We start from the raw sequence: 18,832 nt of genomic DNA, 5'->3' as shown, positions 1-18,832 counted from the left end.
GGCCGGGTCAGGTTGGCTCGGCCGGTCGCCAGCGCCGGCGCGCGCCGCGGGGCAGCACGAGGGCGAGCAACACCACGGCGACCGCCGTCAGGCCGATCGCCGCGCCGGCCACCAGAGCCCGGTCCCGGGCGGTCGCGCGGCGGGCCTGGCGGGCGAGCACCGCCGGATCGGGCCGGTCGTCGGCGAGGGCGGCAACCGGCCGAGGAGCGGTCGTACGGCTGCCGCCGGTCTCGGTGACCGCGCGATAGGGGTTCAGCACGCCGGCGCCGTACCCGCCGCCGTGTCCCGGGCCGGGCGCCGGATCGACCGTGGCGACGATCCGCCGCACCACCTCGGCGGCGGTCAACTCGGGACGGTACGCGCGCAGCAGCGCCGCCGTGGCGGCCACGAACGGCACCGCGTAACTGGTGCCCTCGACCTGCTGGTGGCCCTGCGTGGGCGCGGCGACCAGCACCGCGCTACCCGGGGCGACCAGATCGACGTACGAGCCGGTCTGGGAGAAGGTCGCCCGTGCCCCGTCCGCCCCGATCGCGCCCACCCCGAGCACCCCGTCGTACGCGGCAGGGAACGGGCGCGGGTCGCCGCTGTCGTGCAGGTTGCCCACGGCGGCCACCAGCACCACGTCCCGCTCGACGGCGTACCGCACGGCGGAGCGGACCTCCGGGTCGTCGGCGTACAGCACCACGGAGAGGTTCACCACGTCGGCGTCGTGGTCGACGGCCCAGCGGATGGCGCGGGCGAACTCGTCGGCGCTGACCGTGCGCCCCGACTCCCGGCCCTGCACCACCTGCTGCTCACTCACCCGTACCGGCAGGATCCGGGCGGCCGGGGCCAGGCCGTGGAAGGCGACACCGGGCCGGGGCGCCGCCGCGATGATGCTCGCCACGCCGGTGCCGTGCCCGGCGCAGTCCCGGCTGCCGTCCCCACCCGGGTCGAGCAGGTCGGTGCCGGCCAGCACCCGTCCGGTCAACTGGGGGTGCGCCCGGTCGACTCCGGAGTCGACGACCGCGACCGTCACCCCGGCGCCGGTGGTCAGCGGCGCGAGCCGCGCGGGGTCGTACCGCTGCTGGGGCCAGGGTGTGGCCTCGACCGGCCGGACGGGCGCCAGTGGGGTCGCGCAGGCCGGGGCCACCCGGAGCCCGGCGCTGGCGGCGACGGCCGGACCGGTCGCGGCGGTCAGCAGAGCAGCGGCCAGACCTGCCAGGACGGGGTGCGCGATCGACCGGGACATCGACAGCCTCCGTATCGTGTCGGCTCCGGAACGGGATGTTATCGCCTCGACGCCGCCCCGGCGGACCGCCGCCGGCCAGCCATTGTGATCTTGATACCACCTTGTAGGTTGTACGCGATACCTGTGGCCTGTTCTCGGAAGGAGAGGTGGCCGTGACCGAATGGGAGCCGGCCACGGAGGCCGAGGTGGCGATGTGGGACGCGCTGCGCGCCAACGACCAGGAGCTCTACTTCCGCCTCCTGTCCCGCACCGATCTGCTGTTGCCGGTCTCCACGCCGGCGCCGTCCGGTCAGGCGTCCGCCGGCTGGGGCACCTGGACCACCGGTGGCCGGACCCACGTGCTGGCCTTCACCTCCGCCGCGGCGCTGCGGGCCTGCCTCGGTGAGCACGGCGGCACCAACCGGCGCGTGCCGTTCACCGACCTCGCCCTCGGTTGGCCCAACCACGAGTGGTGGCTCGCGGTCAACCCCGGGTTGCCGGTCGAGGGCTACCTGCCCGCCTGGTTCGTGTCCCAGCTCTCCCGTGGTGACGTCCGGCTGCCGGGCCGCGCCATGGGCGCCCGCGCGCGGCTGGAGCGGGCCGAGACGCTGGCCCGGTCGAGAGCCGGTACGACCGGCCGGGACGCCTCGCCCTCCACCGGGTTCGTGCCGCCCGCGTCGGACCCGACACCGTCCGGACGACCCGCGCCGAGGAACGCGGTGCCGCCGGTGGGCACACCCCCGGCGTCGGGCACCCCGGGCCGGGCGCCCGGTCCGGGTGAGCTGTCGCGCCGGTCTGGCTCGGAGGACCTGCCCGCCGCCGGTCAGCGGCAGCCGGACGCCCCGCCCCGACCGGCCCGCCCCGGCGCCGGCCCCGTGCCGGGCGTTGGCCGTACCGGCGCATCCCGGTACGTGCCGCTGGCCTCCACCGACCGCGCCCAGGTCGCCCCGGCCGACCAGCCGGGTCCGCGCGCCGGCCGGCCGTCCGCCAGCCCCCCGGCCACCGACGGCGACGGCCCGGCCGCCGGTGACGGCAACACCCAGGGTGGTCGGCGCTCCTTCTTCGAGCCGACGTCCGGTCGAGCGTCCGGGCCGGTCTCCGGTGACGGTCGGTCGGGCGACCGGGCGGTGCCGCCGTCCCGGTTCGGGCGGGGCAGCCAGCCCTTCCCGCGCCGCCGTCCCGCAGACACGCCGGGCGGCGACAACACGGCCCCGGCCTTCCCGATGCCGACACCGGACGCCACCCGACCGCTGCGGCCACCGGCCGGCGACCTGGGCGCGTCCCGGGTGGTACGAGCGCCCGCGACCGACGACGAGACCACCCAGCCTCTGCCACCGCGACGGCCCAACCCGTTGGCCGAGGAACCCACCCGTGCGTTCCGGGTGCCCGGTCCAGCCGCAGGTGAGCCGTCACCGACCCGCGTCGGAGGGCCCGTGCCCACGGCGGACGAGACCCAGGCGATCCCGCGTGGCCGATCCGGGGACCGGCAGCGCTTCGAGCCGGTGGAGGAACTGCCGCCGTCGGTCGCGGAGCCGGTCTCCGGTCCACCCGCCCCGCGTCGCGGCTTCACGCCCATCGTCATCGAGGGCACCATCATCGAGTCCCGGGATCTCCTCGACCCGACCGAGGGCGCTCCTGCCTTCGACGCGGCACGGCGACCCGGCCCGACCACCGCCGCCCCGCCGACGTTCGGCCCGACCGCGTCCGGCCCGTCCGTGCCCGGCCCGTCCGTGCCCGACCCCGCTGTCCCCGGCGCCTCGATGCCCGGCCCCTTCGTTCCCGGGCCCTCCGCTGCGGCCCCGGATCCGTTCGGCGTTCCCTCGTCGTTCGAGCCCGCGTCGTCCGGCCCGGTCTCGTTCGAACCCGCCGACACCGGCACGGGCCGGCCCGATTCCACCGAGACCGCCGCGCGCCTGTTCGGCACGGACGGCACCGGCGCCGGCCCGCTCGATTCTGCCGGCTCCGACCTGAGCAGCGCAGACCTGAGCGGCGGCGGCCTGGGCGGTGGCGGCCTGGGCGGTGCTGGCGGCTCGGCTGGCGTGGCCGCCGGTTGGTCCTCGCCCCGGTCCCCGGTGGGCTACGAGCCGGAGGCGGTACGCCCCGACACCGACGACGAACGCCCGGTCGTGGACGACCAGCGTGCGATTGTCGACGAGCCGGCGTCGGTGCAATTCGAGCCGGCCAACACGGTCGAGGAGGACCTGCTCGGCGCGGCGGGTGCCGGCAGTACGGACACGTTCCTGTCCACCCTGCTGTTGGCCCGGGTCCTGCTCCCGGCGGCGGCGGACTCGGTGCGCGGCAGCCGTCCCGGCGACCCGGGCTTCGTCTGGCGTACCGCGCAGCTCGACGGCGAGACGTACGTGGTGGTCTACACGTCCCCGGAGCGCCTCGCCGACCACGTCGAGGGTGACGTCGACACGGTCCGGGTGAAGTTCGCCCAACTGATCCGGCGCTGGCCCGACGAGGACTGGTCGTTCGCCGTCAACCCGGGCACGCCGGTCGGCGCGAAGCTGCCCGGCGAGCAGATCGTCGCCCTCGCCAACTGGGCCGCCGAGGTCGGGCTCGGTGACGACCTGGAGGTCGACGCCGAGGAGGCGCCGGCCGTGGCGGAGCCCGCCGCCCGTCCCCGGTACGCTCCCGCGGCGGTCGACCCGGCCCGCCCGACCGTGATGCAGAAGGCGATCGCGCCCAGTCAGCTCGCGTACTACCTGGAGCGGGGGTACGACCGGGTCTCCGGCTTTGTGCACCGGGCCGGCGAGTTGGCCCACCTGACCACGCCGGCCGAGCTGCATGACGCGCTGGGCCTGAGCTACCCGGGGTCACCGTTCGTACGGGACGCCGAGGAGATCTACGTGCTGCGCTGGCCGGCGCACCGGCCCAGCCTCTACCGGATCCCGTACGGCGGCCAGAACGAGCCGGCGATGCGGGCCATGGAGGGCTGGGTCATCGAGCGCCCGCCGTTCCGGGGCAACGGCTTCGCCCCGGGTGAGAGCAGCGACGTGGTGGCGGAGTTCAAGGTGGACAGCGCCCGCCTCCCGCACGGCGCGCAGCTCTGGCGCATCGGCGGGGACGGCACCGAGCGGGTGATCGCGGTGCTCGACACGGACGCGGTGGTCTGGCGACGGGTTCCGGAGGCGTGATGCGCGACGGCTACGTGGCCCGCTGGCGGGGCCGGGAGTACCAGGCGAGCCCGGACGGCGACGACATCCGGCTCTACCAGCCGGAGCCGGGTGAGGGCTTCGAGGAGGTCCGTCCGGGCCGGTACGTGCGGGTGCTGCCGGCGAGCGAGATCGAGGACCTGGCGTACGTGCGGACCACCTGCACGTGGCAGGGGCAGCCGTTCATCGTGCTCGGAAAACACGACGCCTGGCTGCGGGTGGAGTACACCGGCGGTCGCTGGCCGGTGGCCGAGGCGATGCGACTGGAGGTCTTCGACTTCGGCGTCTACCAGGGCTGGGCGCCGGCCGCCGAGGTCACCGACCTGCGCGAGCAGCGGGTCTGACCGATCAGGACTTGGCCCACCGCAGGATCTCGCCGAGCACCAGCTCGGGGGCTTCCAGGTGAGGGAAGTGCCCCACCCCGTCGAGCAGGCGCCACTCGTACGGCGCCACGACGTACCGGCCGGACCCCAGGGCGGTTCGTGGCAGGGCGGCGACGTCCCGTGCGCCGTGCAGTTGAAGGGTCGGGGTGACCAGCGGCTTCTGCATGAGGCGGACGAACCGGTAGCCGTGCAGCCGCAGCACCGAACGGAAGGCCCAGCGGTAGCCTTCCAGCGCGCAGAAGGCGGCCTGCGGGATGCGCATCGCCTCCCGGCACCGCTCGGCGTACGCCTCGAAGTCGCCGCTGGCGGCCCAGCGCGGCCCGGCCCAGCGGCGCAGGATCTCCCCGACGGCCGCCCCGCCGTCCTTGGTGAGCACGTGCTCGTAGCGGGGGAGCTGGAACTTCAACGCCGGGGTGGAGGCGGCGAACTGCCCGCGTGGGTCGGCGAAGATGGCGGCGCGCAACCGCAGCGGGTGGGGTGCACCCAGGACCACCAACCGCCGGACCAGCGACGGGTGGAACGACGCCACCGTCCAGGCCACCATGCCGCCGACGCCGCTGCCGACAAGCGTCGCCGACCGTTCACCGAGGGCACGGATCAGGCCGGCGATGTCGGCGGCGAGGGTGTAGCCGTCGTATCCCCGGGGTGGTTTGTCGCTGGCGCCGTAACCGCGCAGGTCCACGGCGACCGCGCGGAAGCCGGCGTCGGCGACCGCCGGGAGTATCTGGTGCCAGGCCCACCAGTGCTCGGGGAAGCCGTGCAGGAAGAGCACCATCGGCCCGGTGCCGGCCTCGACCACGTGGAACCGAGTGCCGTTGGCACCGACGAAACGGTGCGTCCACGGCCCCTCGGTGAGGACACAGGACTCGTCGACGGCTCCGCCGCGCTGGTCGGTCATGGTTGACAGCCTAGGACCCCGCCGGCAGGCAGCCGTTCTGCCTGCCCGGGAGCGTCGGCGACGGTCAGCCGACGGGGCTGATGTCGACGATGCTGGCCGGGGTGCCCGGGCCGCAGTCGGCGGCCGGGTCGGCCGGGCCGATGGTCACCCGGACGGTCGTGCCGACGGTGAAGGTGCCCTTGCCGGCGCCGTGCAGCGCATACTGCCGGCCGTCGTCGGTGACCAGGCCATAGCAGGGGCCGTTGCCGCCCCGGTTGATCCGTCCGGCCAGCACGTTGGCCTTGCGGGCGTCGGTCGGCGTGCGCGGTGGGCCGGTCGGCGGGCGCAGGGTGGGCAGTGGGACGCGCGAACGCGGCGGGCGACCGGAGGGGGACGACGGCGTCGGATCGGTGGGCCCGGTCGGCGCGGCGGCGGACGAGGGGGCGCCGGTCGAGGGGGCGTCGGACGGGGTCTGCTCGGAGGACACGCCGGCTCCTTCGTTCCGCGTCCCGGCGCAGCCGGTGAGCGCCAGCAGGACAGTCAGACCGGCGCCGGTCAGGGTGGTGCGGGTTCGCGGGTGCACGGGTGATCGGACGCGCGGGGCGCGACCGGGGTTCCCGGAACGGGCGATGCCCGGGCAGGTGACCTGCCCGGGCATCGCCGTGGTGCGGGTGTCGCCTGATCCGAGGATCAGAAGAAGCGGACGTTGGTGTAGATGCCGTCCTGCGACAGAACCTTGATCTTCCGGCCGGTCGCCGGGAGCTTGACGCCGTGGTTCGGCAGCTCCGGGTACCAGTACTGCTGGGTGTCGTCGAACAGAGGCTGCGCGGCCTGGCCCCGGACGTACTGGGGCTGGCTGTCGATGTGCAGCGTGAACGAGTCGGCCTTCTTCAGGCTGAACGGCGCGTCGTAGACCTGGACGCGGGCCCGCCAGGGGGCACCGGTCAGGTTGTAGAGCGGCCGCGGGTGCGCGTCGATGATCATGTTCCGACCCTCACCCGGGTGAGCGAACGTGTCGTTGTCCGCCCAGCGCAGGTTCCAGTAGGAGATCAGCAGACCCTCCTGGTACGCGTAGTGGTCCACGTAGTCCGGGCGGGTGTTCGCGTAGCCGAAGTAGTACGGGCCGGTCTTGAGGTACTTGTCGTACGAGGTGTACGACCGGGTACCGGCGATGTAGTAGTTCGCGAACTTCTTGGTGTAGGTGGCCGCGGCGATCTCGAACTTCCCCGCGAACGTCCAGCCGTTGGCACCGTTCTCGGCGCCGTCGGTGAACACGGTCTGACCGTCAGCGGTCACGGTGATCGCGTCACCGTAGAAGCCGCCCTTTGACAGCCCGCCGTCGGTCTGGTAGCGCAGCCGGAACTGCACGACCTTGCCCGCTACGGAGTTCATCGGGATGTTGACGTCAACCCACTTGCCGTTGCTGGAGCCGTCCAGGGCGAAGCGCCCGGGGGAGATCTCCTTCAGCGGGTTGCCGTTGACGGTGCCGGGCAGGGTCGCCCAGGTCTTGCCACCGTCGACCGAGGCCTCGAAGAACAGGTAGTCGAACCCGCTCTCGATGTTGTAGCGGCCCTTCATGGCCAGGGCGGCCGTCGACTTCCCGGTGAGGTCCAGCGTCCGGGTCATCGTGCTGTTCAGGTCGTCCTCGTTGCCCGTGAAGAACTGCTTGCTGCCCTCGAACGGTGCGCCGTTCGAGAAGGTGTACTCACGCGGCGGCAGGTTGACCACCGCGGCCTGCGCCTCCGGCGAGTTGTACTCCTGCGGGCCGAGCTTTACGGTGCGCTTCTCGTTCGGCCCGAGCGTGTCGTGGTCGAGCCAGCCGAGCTGGAGCTTGTTCCACGCGCCGAGGTCGCCACCGCGCTCGCCGATGCCGCCGTCGTTCTTGGCGCCGAGCCGGCTCTGGGCCATCAGGGTCCAGTGCTCGTTGTTGTTGTCGCCACCACTGACCACGTTGTAGTCGTCCGGCAGACCGAGGTCGTGGCCGTACTCGTGGTAGAAGACGCTCCGGCCACCGTTCTCCGGCTGGATGGTGTAGTCGCCGATCCAGACGCCGGTGTTGCCGATCTGGGTGCCGCCGGCCGGGAAGTTCGCCGGGCCGGTGTTGCCCTGGTCCGAGGCGTACGCGTACCAGCGGTGGCTCCAGATGGCGTCCTCACCCTGGATCGGGTCACCGTCGGCCTGGTCGCCGCCGGAGTGGACGATCTGGAAGTGGTCGATGTAGCCGTCCGACTCGTTGAAGTTGCCGTCACCGTCGAAGTCGTACCGGTCGTACTGGTCCATCGACTTGACATCGGCGGCGATCTGCGCGTCGGTGCGACCGGCGGCCTTCTGGTCGATGACCCACTGGTTGGCGGCGTCGCGGACCAGGTCCCAGGTGTTGCTGCAGACGTTGCTGTCGCAGACGTTCGGGTCACCGGTCGGGTCGTCGTCGGCCTTCGGGTCGTCGGAACGACCGTAGCGGGCCTCGTTGTACTTGACCTTGACCCAGTCGGTGACCTCACCCTCGACGCTGTAGCGACCCGAGGACTGGGCCTCGTAGTACTGCTTCAGCGACTCGTCGCCCGGGTTGGTGCCGAAGTAGAGCTGCCGGTAGTGGTCGGCGTTGTAGTCCGGCTGCCAGACGGTGGAGTTGTCCACCGCCCGGTTGGGCGCCGGGATCTCGTTGTGCAGCGGACCGGTGAACTTGGTCGGCCCCGCGGTGTTGGGGTCGATGTTCTTGTCCGGGAAGTCCGGGTGCCGCTCGTTGCCGAACTCGGCGAGGATCACGAAGATCTTGTCGGTCCGCTGACGGGAGAGCTCGACGTACTGGTCTTCCGTCTGGGCCGTGCCCGCCCCGGTGGTGCGGGCGGAGGCCCCGTCGGCCTGGGTCTTACCGACCTTGACGACGGTGCTGCCGTTGATCTTCTCTGCCTTGGCCTTGCCGGACAGGACCTCGCTGAGGCCCTCCTGGCGCAGCGCTCGCCGCTTGTCCTCCAGCGGGTTCGGCAGGTCGTGGTCGGCAAGGGCGGGCTCGGCGACCGACGGAGCGGCCGTCGGCAACTTCGGCTGCGGCGCGGCACTGGCGGACGGTCCGAACGCCAGCCCCGTCGCCGTCAGTGAGAGCCCGAGCAGACCCACTGCGACTTTGCGCACGTGGTACCTCCGGTGTGAGGGAACCGGCCCAACGGGGGTACGGGCCGGTGATAGATCGATCCCACTAGTGGGACCAATGGTGAACATAGACACTGCCGGGACGGGTGGGAAGATGTGCGCGTCGATTTGTTGCAAGATTTTGTTGGGAACGCTTTTCACCGTCACACCCCTGCGGTTCATCAGCACGCGAATCAGGGTGGACTGGTCGGCAACGTCCGCAGCGATGCATTTCGATCAATAAGATCAGCCGTTACGACAGTGGGGCCGGCAGCGTTCCCGCCACCGGCCCCACCATCAGTTGTTGCTGCGCGAAACCCTTACTTCTTCGCCGGGGTGACGAAGATGGTCGCGGACGAGTTGTCCCGCGCGGTCTTACGGATGGTCAACGAGACGCCGTTCTGCACGCCCGCGTCGCCCGGGTTACCGGTGCCGAGCACGATCGCGCCGCCGCCCAGCGTCACGCCGTAGAACTCCGGCGCCGGGCTGCCGTCCGGGTTGGTCACCCGGGTGGTGTACGGCGCTCCACCGCGCGACGGCACCACCACGGAGGCGTCGTTGTCCCGCGCGTACGGAGCCCCGTTACGCATCTCGATGCCCGGGTACCAGCCCTTGGCGTCGGTGAAGCTCTTCACCGGCGGCTGGGCCTTGAACTTCGTGCAGTACGCGCTGTACGGCTCGCCCGCCGCCTCCAGGCACTCCGTGAAGGGGTACGTCTTCTGGAGCGTGAACGCCGCGTTGGACGACTGCGGCCGGCTGGGCAGGTTGTCCGTCACCGACGGGTCCTTCTCGGCCGCCGTACCGGTGCGCCGGTACGGGTCGAAGTGCGAGTCCACGATGAGCAGCCCGCCCTTCGCGCCGTAGCTGGGCAGCGCGGTCATCTGCCCGGTGACGTGGTTGACGTCGCCGAGCGCGCTGTCCCGGTACCACACCAGCATGCCCGGCGCGTTGTAGGAGATCCGGTCGACCTTCCACGCCTCGTGCGAGTAGATGGTGTCGTAGGCGTACTTCAGGCCCTTGTCGAAGCCGTCGAAGTTGCGCCACTCGGCCAGGTAGTACTGCGCGTGCACCTCGGTGCCGCCGGAGACCTTCCAGCCCGCGCCGGTGGTGTCCACGAACGTGCCGCCGGTGGCCGTCCAGCCGTTGGCGCCGCCCTCGACGTCGTCGCTCCAGGTGGTGGCGCCGCCGCCGGTGACCGAGAAGTCGTCGACGAACCAGTTGCGCTCCTCGAACGCCTCATCGGTGGCGAGACGCAGTCGCACCTGGACGGTCTTGCCCGCGTACGCCGACAGGTCGACGTAGTCGTGCCGCCAGCCGTCGGTGCTGCCGGTCAGGCCGTACTTCTTGCCGCCGAAGTCGTTCATCCGGCCGTTCGGGTCCGGGTAGTTGTCCGGCGTGGTGACCACCGTGCCACCCTCGGCGTACACCTTCTGCTCGGACCAGGTCGTACCGCCGTCGGTCGACAGCTCGACGAAGCCGAAGTCCCAGTCCTCCTCGATGATGTAGTTGTTCCACATCCAGAACTTGGCGTCCGCGGCGTTGGGCACGTCGACCGAGCGGCTCAGCTTGACGTCGGCCCAGCTCTGGTCGTTGTTGCTGTGCCACATCTTCGTGCCGCTGTGCGGCGTGGCCAGGACCGTCACCTTGTCCGGCAGGTCGACCTTGATGCCGTCCTCGGAGTCGATCGGCGTACGCGAGGTCTGCCCGAGCTTCACCTCACGCGGGTTGGAGCCGGGGCGGATGGTCAGCGGGTCGGCCCAGCCGAGCACCCACTTGTCCCAGATGCCCATGTGCGTGGGCAGCGCCTGGAAGATCTCACCCGAGTGCGAACCCGAGGCCATCAGATCCCAGAAGTCCACGTCGGAGTCGGCGTTGCCGGAGGTGTCGTAGAGGTCCGGCAGACCGAGGTCGTGGCCGAACTCGTGGGCGAAGACACCCACGCCGGCGTCCTCCGGCTGCACGATGTAGTTCGACACCTTCAGGCTGGTGCCCGGGATGGTGTAGCCACCCGGGACCGAGGAGGAGTGCGCCCAGACGGCGTACACGCCCTGGTCGCCGCCGCCGCGCGACTTGCCCTGGCCGGCGTGCACCAGCACGAGGTGGTCGATCACGCCGTCGGGCTCGAAGAGGTTGCCGTCACCGTCGCGGTCGGCCTGGTCTTCCTTGTCGTACTCGGCCCACGGGAAGCTGGGGTCCTTGGCGGCGAGCGCGTCGATCGCGTCGGTCGCCAGCCTGCCCGCGCCAGCCGGGTTGTCCGGGTGGCCGTTCATCGACTGCTCCCGGCCGGGGACCCAGTTGCCGTTCTCGTCCTGGGTGCAGCGGTTGGCCGCGTACCAGCCCTCGGAGTGCGGCACGGTGATCCACGGGCTGGCCTGCCCGGCGACCGTGTACGCGTTCTTGGACATCTCCAGGTACATGTTGTGCATCGTGCGACCGGTGAGGTCGATGCCCTTCTTGCCGTCCGGGCCCTTCAGGTCCTTGCGGACCCGCTCGGTGATGCCGTTCTTGCTGTACAGCATCTTGTCGTAGTGCGACGGCGAGAAGTCCGGCACCCACATCGAGTTGTTGTCCTCGTGCGGCAGCGTCGCCGGGTTCGGGATGGTGTTGTGCTTCGGCCCGTTCTGCACGGTGCCGGGGACACAGGTCCGATCCTCGAACACCGTCTTCGGGACCATCACGTTCGTGAAGTCGTCGTTCGCCTTGTCGTTGAACTCGACAAGCAGCGTCAGCAGCTTCGCCGTCTGCGTGGTCGGCGACTGCTTGATCTGCCGCGGGCTCTTACCCGTCTTGATCGACTTGGCTTCGATCTGCGCGAGCTGGCGCGCGGTCACCGGGTTGCCCCGTGCGTGCTTCTGGTCGAACGCACGCGCGGCGTCGACGGCCGGGGTGTAGACGCCACCCTTGCCCTTGACCTCACGGCCGGTGGTGTCCGTCTGCACCTCGGGCTCGGCGTAGTTGATGTAGTACTCGTCAGCCCCGATCACCGCCCGGGGGGTGGTGGACGGCTGCGCCGCCGCGCTTCCACTCACGGTCAGTGAGGTGGCCGCGAGGGCGATGACGGGCAGCGCGACGAGTAGTCGTCGACGCGACCCCGGATGGGAGTTTCTGTTCATGCCGCTCCGTTTCTCGGGCATGGGCGGAGGAAGCCGGCCGACTCCGGACGCGCAGGAACGCATCGAGGCCCGCCGACCTCCGTGAAACTAAATGAGAAACACGCCGAACGGCGGGAACGTGATGGAGGCGTTATTCGTCCAACCACCGCAGCCGGCGGCGCGCGGTGGTCGTACCTCCACAAAAGATGACGGTGGGTGACGGTCCGTGCGGACCGTCACCCACCGATGGGGTACGCCTGTCGTCAGTCCTCGTCGGACTTCGCGCCGCTCATCCCGGAGGAGATCAGCTCCATCACCGAGGAGTCCTGCAGCGTGGTCACGTCGCCGAGCGACCGGTTCTCGGCCACGTCCCGCAGCAACCGACGCATGATCTTGCCCGAACGGGTCTTCGGCAGCTCCGGCACCAGCATGATCTGCCGCGGCTTGGCGATCGGGCCGAGCGTCTTTGCCACGTGGTTGCGCAGGTCCGCGATGAGCTGCTCACCCGCCTCGCCGACGATGTCCGTGCTGCCCCGCGGGATGGCGAACGCCACGATCGCCTGGCCGGTGGTCGGGTCGGTCGCGCCCACCACCGCCGCCTCGGCCACCGACGGGTGCGACACCAGCGCCGACTCGACCTCGGTCGTCGAGATGTTGTGCCCGGACACCAGCATCACGTCGTCGACCCGACCGAGCAGCCAGATGTGCCCGGCGTCGTCCTTCTTCGCCCCGTCACCGGCGAAGTACATCCCCTCGAACCGCGACCAGTACGTCTCGATGAACCGGTTGTCGTCACCCCAGATGGTGCGCAGCATCGACGGCCACGGCTCGCGCAGCACCAGGTAGCCGCCCCCGCCGTTCGGCACCGACTGGCCCTGGTCGTCCACCACGTCGGCGACGATGCCCGGCAACGGAGTCATCGCCGAACCCGGCTTCGCCGCCGTCACCCCCGGCAGCGGGGAGATCATGATGGCGCCCGTCTCGGTCTGCCACCAGGTGTCCACGATGGGCAGCTCACCCCCGCCGACGTGCTGCCTGTACCACATCCACGCCTCGGGGTTGATCGGCTCACCGACGCTGCCCAGGAGCCGCAGCGACGACAGGTCGAAGCCGGCGGGGATGTCCTCGCCCCACTTCATCATCGTCCGGATCAGGGTGGGCGCGGTGTAGAGAATGCTGACCTTGTACCGGTCGACGATCTCCCAGAACCGGCCCTTGTGCGGGGTGTCCGGGGTGCCCTCGTACATGACCTGCGTGGCGCCGTTGGAGAGCGGGCCGTACACGATGTAGGAGTGCCCGGTGACCCAGCCGATGTCGGCGGTGCACCAGTAGACGTCCGTCTCCGGCTTCAGGTCGAAGACCGCGTGCGTGGTGTACGACGCCTGCGTGAGGTAGCCGCCAGTGGTGTGCAGGATGCCCTTCGGTCGGGCCGTGGTGCCGCTCGTGTAGAGAATGAACAGCGGGTGCTCGGCATCGAACGGCTGCGCCGTGTGCTCGGCCGACGCCGTCTGGACCTTCTCGTGCCACCAGTGGTCCTTCTCCGACCAGGCCACGTCCTCACCGGTGCGGCGGACCACCAGCACGTGCTCCACCGACGGGCAGCTCGCCACCGCCTCGTCCACGGTCGGCTTCAACGCCGACGGCTTGCCCCGCCGGTAACCACCGTCCGCGGTGATCACCACCTTGGCGCTGGCGTCCTGGATGCGGTTGCTCAACGAGTCGGCGGAGAACCCGCCGAAGACCACGCTGTGCGCCGCGCCGATCCGGGCGCAGGCCAGCATCGCGACCGCCGCCTCCGGGATCATCGGCAGGTAGATCGCCACCCGGTCGCCCGCCGTGACCCCCAGGTCGGTGAGCGCGTTCGCCGCCCGGCAGGTCAGCTCGTGCAGGTCGGCGTACGTGAGAGTGCGGGTGTCGCCCGGCTCGCCCTCCCAGTGGATCGCCACCTTGTCACCCCGGCCCGCCTCCACGTGCCGGTCCAGACAGTTGTACGCCACGTTGAGCTGCCCACCGACGAACCACTTCGCGAACGGCGGGTTCGACCAGTCGAGCACCTCGTCCCACTTCTTCGACCAGGCCAGCCGGTCGGCCTGCTTCGCCCAGAAGGCGAGCCGATCGGCCTGCGCCTCGGCGTACGCGTCGACGGTGACGTTGGCGTGCGCGGCGAGTTCGGCCGGCGGGGGGAACTGGCGCGTCTCGTTCAGCAGATTGGCCAATGCCTCGCTCATGCCGTGACTCCTCGTCCTCGGGGTGACCTGCGTCTCGCTGGGCACGAGGGTAGTCGCGGGGTCCCCGGCCGGCGACCGCTGCCCACCCCGTCGCGCCGAGCGGCCCCCGCCGCGCGCCCGACGGCCGGCCCTGCCCGTCCCGCCGCGCCCGACCCCCGTCCGGGCGGGCCGGCGGGCCTTGCCCGTCCGCGCTGTGCCCGGCCCGTCTGGCGTTGATCGACACGGGTTCGGCGATATCGGGGTGTCCGGACCGGTGGGACACCCCGATATCGCCGATCTCGTGTTGACCTTGCCCGGCGGCGGGCCGGCCGGGTGGTCCGGGTCGCGTTGCGGGTGGGTGCGGCCCGCCGGGCCGGGTCGGGTCGCTAGCGTGGCGAGATGACCACCGACCCGCTCGCCCCGCTGCTCGCGCTCGCCGACGTCGCCGCTGCCGTCGACCGGGCCCGTGAGCGCTTCGACCAGGCGCTCGGGCACCGCGCGCTGCGCCGCAACGGTGGCCAGGTCGCGGCCGAGGTCAGCCTTCGGTCGGCGGTGGCCAGCGCCGCGCTCGAAGGCGCCGTCCACGAGCGTGAGGAGGTCCGGGCCGGCACCGTCACCGACCCGGTGCTCCAGGGGGCGCTGCGGGTCGCCGGGGCGCTGCCCGGCCTGAGCGAACTCTGGCCGAAGGCACCCCGGCAGGCACTCGCCCGGCTGCACGTCCTCGCCGCTCGCGACATCGTGGGGGAGGCCGAGCTGGGCCGACCGGTGCCCGACCCGGTGGTCGCCGCCCGCCTCGACGGGCTCGCCGCTCTGGTGGCCGGCGGCACGAAGGTCTCCCCGCTGGTGTTCGCCGCCGTCGTACACGGAGAGTTGTTGAACCTGCGTCCGTTCGCCGGGCCGTCCGGCGTCGTGGCGCGCGGTGCCGCCCGACTGGTGCTGCTCGCCAGCGGCCTCGACCCGCGCGGCCTGCTCGGCGTCGACGTCGGTCACCGGGAACGGGAGCCCGAGTACGTCGGCTCGGCCGGCGCGTTCGCCACCGGCACCCCGGACGGGCTGCGCTCCTGGCTACGGCACTACATGGCGGCCGTCGAGGTCGGTGCCGACCAGCTCACCACCATCGGCGACGAGATCCTCGCCGCCGCTTGAGCACCGCCCGCCCTCAGGGCGTCGATCATGGAGTTGTGGTGCCTTGCAAGAGTCGCGAAAGCGTCGAAGGCGCCCACCACAAGTCCATGATCGGCCGGAGAGCGGGGTGCGGCGGGGTGTTAGGCGGTGGCGGTGGAGCGGGTGCGACGGTGCCGCCCGTACCAGGCGATGCCGATGGCGACGCCCACGCTGACCCCCAGAGCTGCCGCGGCCACCGGAACCCCCGGCCGCTCCCGCAGCCGGCGACCCAGCGGGATCGGATGCCGGAACTCCAGCACCGGCCAGGCGTTCTCCGAGGCCAGCTTGCGCAGCTGCCGGTCCGGGTTGACCACGCTCGGGTGACCCACGCACTCCAGAAGCGGACGATCGCTGTACGAGTCGGAGTAGGCGTACGAGTCGGCCAGGTCGTAGCCGCGCGCGGTGGCCAACTCGCCGACCGCCTCGACCTTGCTCGGACCGGCCGCGTAGAACTCGACCTCGCCGCTGTACCGGCCGTCCCGCACCGCCATCCGGGTGGCGATCACGTCGGTCACCCCGAGCAGCTCGCCGATCGGCCGGACCATCTCCTCGCCGGACGCGGAGACCAGCACCACGTCCCGCCCGGCCGCCTGGTGCTCCTCGATCAGAGCGGCAGCCTCGGCGTACACATAAGGGTTGATCAGCTCGTGGAGCGTCTCCGCGACGATCTGGCGGACCTGTTCCACCTGCCAGCCTTTGCAGAGCGCGGCCAGGTAGTCCCGTGTTCGGGCCATGGTCTGCTCGTCGGTGCCGCCCAGCCGGAACATCAGCTGCGCGTACGCCGACTTGACCACGTCACGCCGGGTGATCAGCCCGTCCCGGTAGAACGGCCGACCAAACGCCAGGGCGCTCGACTTGGCGATGACGGTCTTGTCCAGATCGAAGAAAGCGGCACTTCGGCCCACGGCGCGAAAGTCTAGCCGGATGGTCTATCGTCGGCGGGTGCCCGGGGTCAGGCCACCCCTCGGACCTGCGGGCGGGCGCCTCCAACTCCGGTCGGCGTGACCGCGCTCACACTCCGCGAGGAGATTTTCGCGCTGAGTGGAGTGAACACCACTCGACGTGACGGGTCCGCTCAGGCAGACTTGTTCGCACGACGAGTTCTCACATCCCCGAAACAGACAGACCCTCGGCGGTTGCACCCCCCGTGACCGCTGAGTGGTTCGGCTCGACCCCCCCGGAGCCGAACCGTCGACGACCCCCGTCTCCCCCCGACGGGGGTCGTCCCTTTCCATGGGAGCGCGCCACAGCAGCTGACCGGCTACTCCATCGCGAGTCGGCGGGCGCGGAACAGCTCGAGGAGCCGAGGCAGCCGCCTTCGCCACTCGTCCTCGTCGCGAAGGTCCCAGCGATCGTCGTCAGGCTCCGGGCTGGGCTCTGGCGGGGTCGCAGATCGCGTTGCCTCGACGGCGTCCCAGAAGGCCTCGGAGTTACCCGTCAGCTGCTCGTACGCCGTCTCCGCGGCGAACTGGAGAGCCTCGTCGCCGATCCACAGGTCGCGGCCTTCCGAAGCGCTTATCTGCCGCACGGCGGGATGGTCGGCGAGCGAGTCGGGGTCGCGCACAACCGACTCGAACGCTCTTCTGCCCAGACCGACAAGCCCGGCCTGGAAGTCGGAGAACCCGTCGTCGGAAAGGAACCCGTACTCGATGATCCAGCATGCCGGCGCAGACATCCCAGGTGTCGGCCTGGTCCACCACCTCGTCGAGCACCTGGTCGAACGCGACGATGTGCGGCAGCGGGAGCCGCATCAGCTCCGCCACCAGGGCCTCGGCGACCGCGCTCGGCTGACCGTCGCGTTGGGGTTGGTCCGCCGCTGTGCCTGCCGCGGCTCGTGCCCGCTCCACGACACTCCAGAACTCGTCCACATGCACGGCCAGGAGTGTCCACGATGGGTCTGACAGGAGAGGGCGCTGGGACCACGAAAGCGATCCGGGCGGTAATCGTCGGGCCTCCCGCGACACAAGCCAGGGTGAGGGTCGCCGAGGCAATGGGGGTTCGGGTGGGTCCACCGGAGAAACGCGACGAGGGCTGGTTCAACAGCCTCTACGCCGCCGATTACGCGCACATCGTCAGGTACGGCCTGCGTCGGCTCGCCGACTCCGAGGCGTCGGCCGAGCTCGCTCAGGAGGTCTTCGTCGTCGCGTGGCGTCGTCGCGGCGAGGTTCCGGACCGCAGCCTGCCCTGGCTGTACGGGGTGGCCCGCCGCCTGCTGGCGAACCAGTGGCGCTCCCGGCGTACCGCCCCCGACGTCGTGCCGATCACCGCCGCCGAGCTGGCGAGGGTGGCCGACTCGTCCGGCGCCGACACGAGCGTGGGGATCGCCGACGTTCGGGCCGCGCTGGCCACCCTCGGCGATCTCGATCAGGAGATCCTCCGGCTGATCGGCTGGGAGGAGTTGACGGTGTCCGAAGCGGCCCAGGTTCTCGGCTGCACCCGCGCGACCGCGGCGGTCCGTCTGCATCGCGCCCGCCGCCGTCTCAGCGAAGCGATGTCCGACCGGCCGGTTCCATCCCGGCGTCCGGTGCTGGCGACCACTCGAGAGGATCTGTGATGTTCGGAGCAGAGCGAACCCGTACCCTCCTCGGTCCGGCCGACCCCGCGCGCAGCGTCGCCGTCGCACCGCCGCCGGCCTCGGCGCGCGATCTGATCGACCGGGCCGACGCCACCGAGCCGGACGACGGGCCTCGTCGCGTACGCCCGACTCGCCGGCTGGTCCTGACGGCCGGGACGCTGGCGGTGGCGGCCGGCGCGGTGGCCGTCCTCCAGCCGTTCGATGAGCACAAGCCGGACAGTCCGGGAGGGCCCGGTGGCGCGGTGGGAACGGTGCTCGTGCCGGTCGCGTACCAGTTCGACGCCGACCCACCGGCGGCCGGCCCGCAGCTGCGCGCGCTGGCCAGCAAGATCAAGGACGCGGAGTACGACCTGCACGGCGGTCGCTACATGTACCACCACACGAAGGTGTGGGGCGATCCAGTGATGACCTCAGTCGATGGCCGTCACCACGTCGCGTTCGCCGGTGAGTCGAAGGTCTGGCAGGCCGCCGACGGGACCGGCAGCCAGATCAACACGCAGCTGGAGCCGCAGTACCCGGACCAGGAGTCTCGTGCCTACTGGCAGCGCAAACTCGGAGCGGGTCCAGCAGTCGGCGGCAATCCGGGGGCGATGATCCCCCTGCCGCCCATGGAGCTCACACCACCGCCGGCCGACCCGTCGCAGTTGCGCGAACTGCTCCAGGTCGAGTACGGCCCGGGTGCGGCGAGCAAGGAGGTCAGTACGCTCTACGCGCGGTACGTCGTGCCGCGTGCGACCCGGGCGGAAGTGCTGCGGGTACTCGCCGACGTGCCCGGTTTCCGCTGGCGGGGGCGGGTGACCGATCGCGCGGGCCGGGCTGGCGTGGCGGTCACCTTCGACGACCGCGAACACGACCAGCAGTCTCTGCTGATCTTCGACCCAAGGACGGGTGAGTTGCTCGCCCACGAGCTGCTGACGCTGGCCCCGGTGCGGATCAGCGCGTACCAGCTGATCCTGGACACGACCTGGACCGACCGGATCGGCTGACCACCGACGTCGGGGCCGCTGGGGTGACCATGCTCAACGCGCTGATCGGCG

Annotated in this window: 13 protein-coding genes and 1 pseudogene; 5 read left to right on the top strand and 9 right to left on the bottom strand. The window is 71.3% G+C overall.

The window, feature by feature from the left end:
• Positions 1-7 precede the first annotated feature (7 nt).
• Entirely contained in the window at positions 8-1,231 is a 1,224-nt protein-coding gene (gene mycP / locus ABZU46_RS21325) for a type VII secretion-associated serine protease mycosin (protein ID WP_354860424.1), read from the bottom strand.
• A gap of 152 nt (positions 1,232-1,383) precedes the next feature.
• Between mycP and ABZU46_RS21320 the strand changes: the two genes are divergently transcribed.
• Together ABZU46_RS21320 and ABZU46_RS21315 are read left to right on the top strand one after the other, a co-directional pair.
• Positions 1,384-4,350, top strand: a complete 2,967-nt coding sequence (locus ABZU46_RS21320; protein ID WP_354860423.1) for an SseB family protein — start codon at positions 1,384-1,386, stop codon at positions 4,348-4,350.
• A complete protein-coding gene (locus tag ABZU46_RS21315; protein ID WP_354860421.1) occupies positions 4,347-4,712 on the top strand; it encodes a hypothetical protein in 366 nt (121 codons plus the stop codon). Before ABZU46_RS21320 ends, ABZU46_RS21315 begins: the two co-directional genes overlap by 4 nt.
• A gap of 4 nt (positions 4,713-4,716) precedes the next feature.
• Here the strand turns inward: ABZU46_RS21315 and ABZU46_RS21310 are convergent, their stop codons facing one another.
• From ABZU46_RS21310 to acs, 5 genes are all read right to left on the bottom strand, one after another.
• Complete coding sequence (locus ABZU46_RS21310; RefSeq protein WP_354860420.1) at positions 4,717-5,649, bottom strand: alpha/beta hydrolase; 933 nt, start codon at positions 5,647-5,649, stop codon at positions 4,717-4,719.
• 64 nt (positions 5,650-5,713) lie between these two features.
• Positions 5,714-6,115: a hypothetical protein gene (locus ABZU46_RS21305; protein ID WP_354860418.1), complete on the bottom strand. Its 402-nt coding sequence runs from the start codon at positions 6,113-6,115 to the stop codon at positions 5,714-5,716.
• A 203-nt stretch (positions 6,116-6,318) separates the two neighbouring features.
• Complete coding sequence (locus tag ABZU46_RS21300) at positions 6,319-8,745, bottom strand: immune inhibitor A domain-containing protein (RefSeq protein WP_354860439.1); 2,427 nt, start codon at positions 8,743-8,745, stop codon at positions 6,319-6,321.
• Between the two features lie 332 nt (positions 8,746-9,077).
• Positions 9,078-11,870, bottom strand: a complete 2,793-nt coding sequence (locus tag ABZU46_RS21295) for an immune inhibitor A domain-containing protein (RefSeq protein ID WP_354860417.1) — start codon at positions 11,868-11,870, stop codon at positions 9,078-9,080.
• Positions 11,871-12,112: 242 nt separating this feature from the next.
• Entirely contained in the window at positions 12,113-14,077 is a 1,965-nt protein-coding gene (gene acs / locus ABZU46_RS21290) for an acetate--CoA ligase (protein ID WP_354860415.1), read from the bottom strand.
• Between the two features lie 378 nt (positions 14,078-14,455).
• Here acs and ABZU46_RS21285 point away from each other — a divergent pair, with 378 nt between their 5' ends.
• The gene (locus ABZU46_RS21285; RefSeq protein WP_354860414.1) at positions 14,456-15,202 is read left to right on the top strand and encodes an oxidoreductase; all 747 of its coding nucleotides are present in this window, start codon (positions 14,456-14,458) and stop codon (positions 15,200-15,202) included.
• A 119-nt stretch (positions 15,203-15,321) separates the two neighbouring features.
• Here the strand turns inward: ABZU46_RS21285 and ABZU46_RS21280 are convergent, their stop codons facing one another.
• The 3 genes and pseudogenes from ABZU46_RS21280 to ABZU46_RS21270 all read right to left on the bottom strand — a co-directional run.
• Complete coding sequence (locus tag ABZU46_RS21280; RefSeq protein ID WP_354860412.1) at positions 15,322-16,125, bottom strand: HAD-IB family hydrolase; 804 nt, start codon at positions 16,123-16,125, stop codon at positions 15,322-15,324.
• A gap of 356 nt (positions 16,126-16,481) precedes the next feature.
• Positions 16,482-16,895 (bottom strand): DUF4240 domain-containing protein, encoded by a 414-nt coding sequence (locus ABZU46_RS21275; RefSeq protein WP_354860411.1) that lies wholly within the window; start codon positions 16,893-16,895, stop codon positions 16,482-16,484.
• Between the two features lie 49 nt (positions 16,896-16,944).
• Positions 16,945-17,067: pseudogene (locus tag ABZU46_RS21270) on the bottom strand (hypothetical protein); the annotation flags it as partial.
• Between the two features lie 155 nt (positions 17,068-17,222).
• Here ABZU46_RS21270 and ABZU46_RS21265 point away from each other — a divergent pair.
• Together ABZU46_RS21265 and ABZU46_RS21260 are read left to right on the top strand one after the other, a co-directional pair.
• Entirely contained in the window at positions 17,223-17,774 is a 552-nt protein-coding gene (locus ABZU46_RS21265; protein ID WP_354860409.1) for a sigma-70 family RNA polymerase sigma factor, read from the top strand.
• Entirely contained in the window at positions 17,774-18,781 is a 1,008-nt protein-coding gene (locus ABZU46_RS21260; RefSeq protein ID WP_354860407.1) for a CU044_5270 family protein, read from the top strand. Before ABZU46_RS21265 ends, ABZU46_RS21260 begins: the two co-directional genes overlap by 1 nt.
• The last annotated feature ends 51 nt before the right edge of the window (positions 18,782-18,832 follow it).

It is taken from the genome of Micromonospora sp. NPDC005197, from assembly GCF_040608295.1.
In the GTDB taxonomy this organism is placed as follows: Bacteria; Actinomycetota; Actinomycetes; order Mycobacteriales; family Micromonosporaceae; genus Micromonospora.
This window is presented reverse-complemented; position numbering and strand designations above follow the sequence as displayed.

Bases quoted from the DNA above. Each gene is read 5' to 3' on its own strand.
- ABZU46_RS21295 (WP_354860417.1), bottom strand. From the start codon at position 11,870: ATGAACAGAAACTCCCATCCGGGGTCGCGTCGACGACTACTCGTCGCG.
- ABZU46_RS21260 (WP_354860407.1), top strand. From the start codon at position 17,774: ATGTTCGGAGCAGAGCGAACCCGTACCCTCCTCGGTCCGGCCGACCCC.
- ABZU46_RS21285 (WP_354860414.1), top strand. From the start codon at position 14,456: ATGACCACCGACCCGCTCGCCCCGCTGCTCGCGCTCGCCGACGTCGCC.
- mycP (WP_354860424.1), bottom strand. From the start codon at position 1,231: ATGTCCCGGTCGATCGCGCACCCCGTCCTGGCAGGTCTGGCCGCTGCT.
- ABZU46_RS21310 (WP_354860420.1), bottom strand. From the start codon at position 5,649: ATGACCGACCAGCGCGGCGGAGCCGTCGACGAGTCCTGTGTCCTCACC.
- ABZU46_RS21275 (WP_354860411.1), bottom strand. From the start codon at position 16,895: ATGTCTGCGCCGGCATGCTGGATCATCGAGTACGGGTTCCTTTCCGAC.
- acs (WP_354860415.1), bottom strand. From the start codon at position 14,077: ATGAGCGAGGCATTGGCCAATCTGCTGAACGAGACGCGCCAGTTCCCC.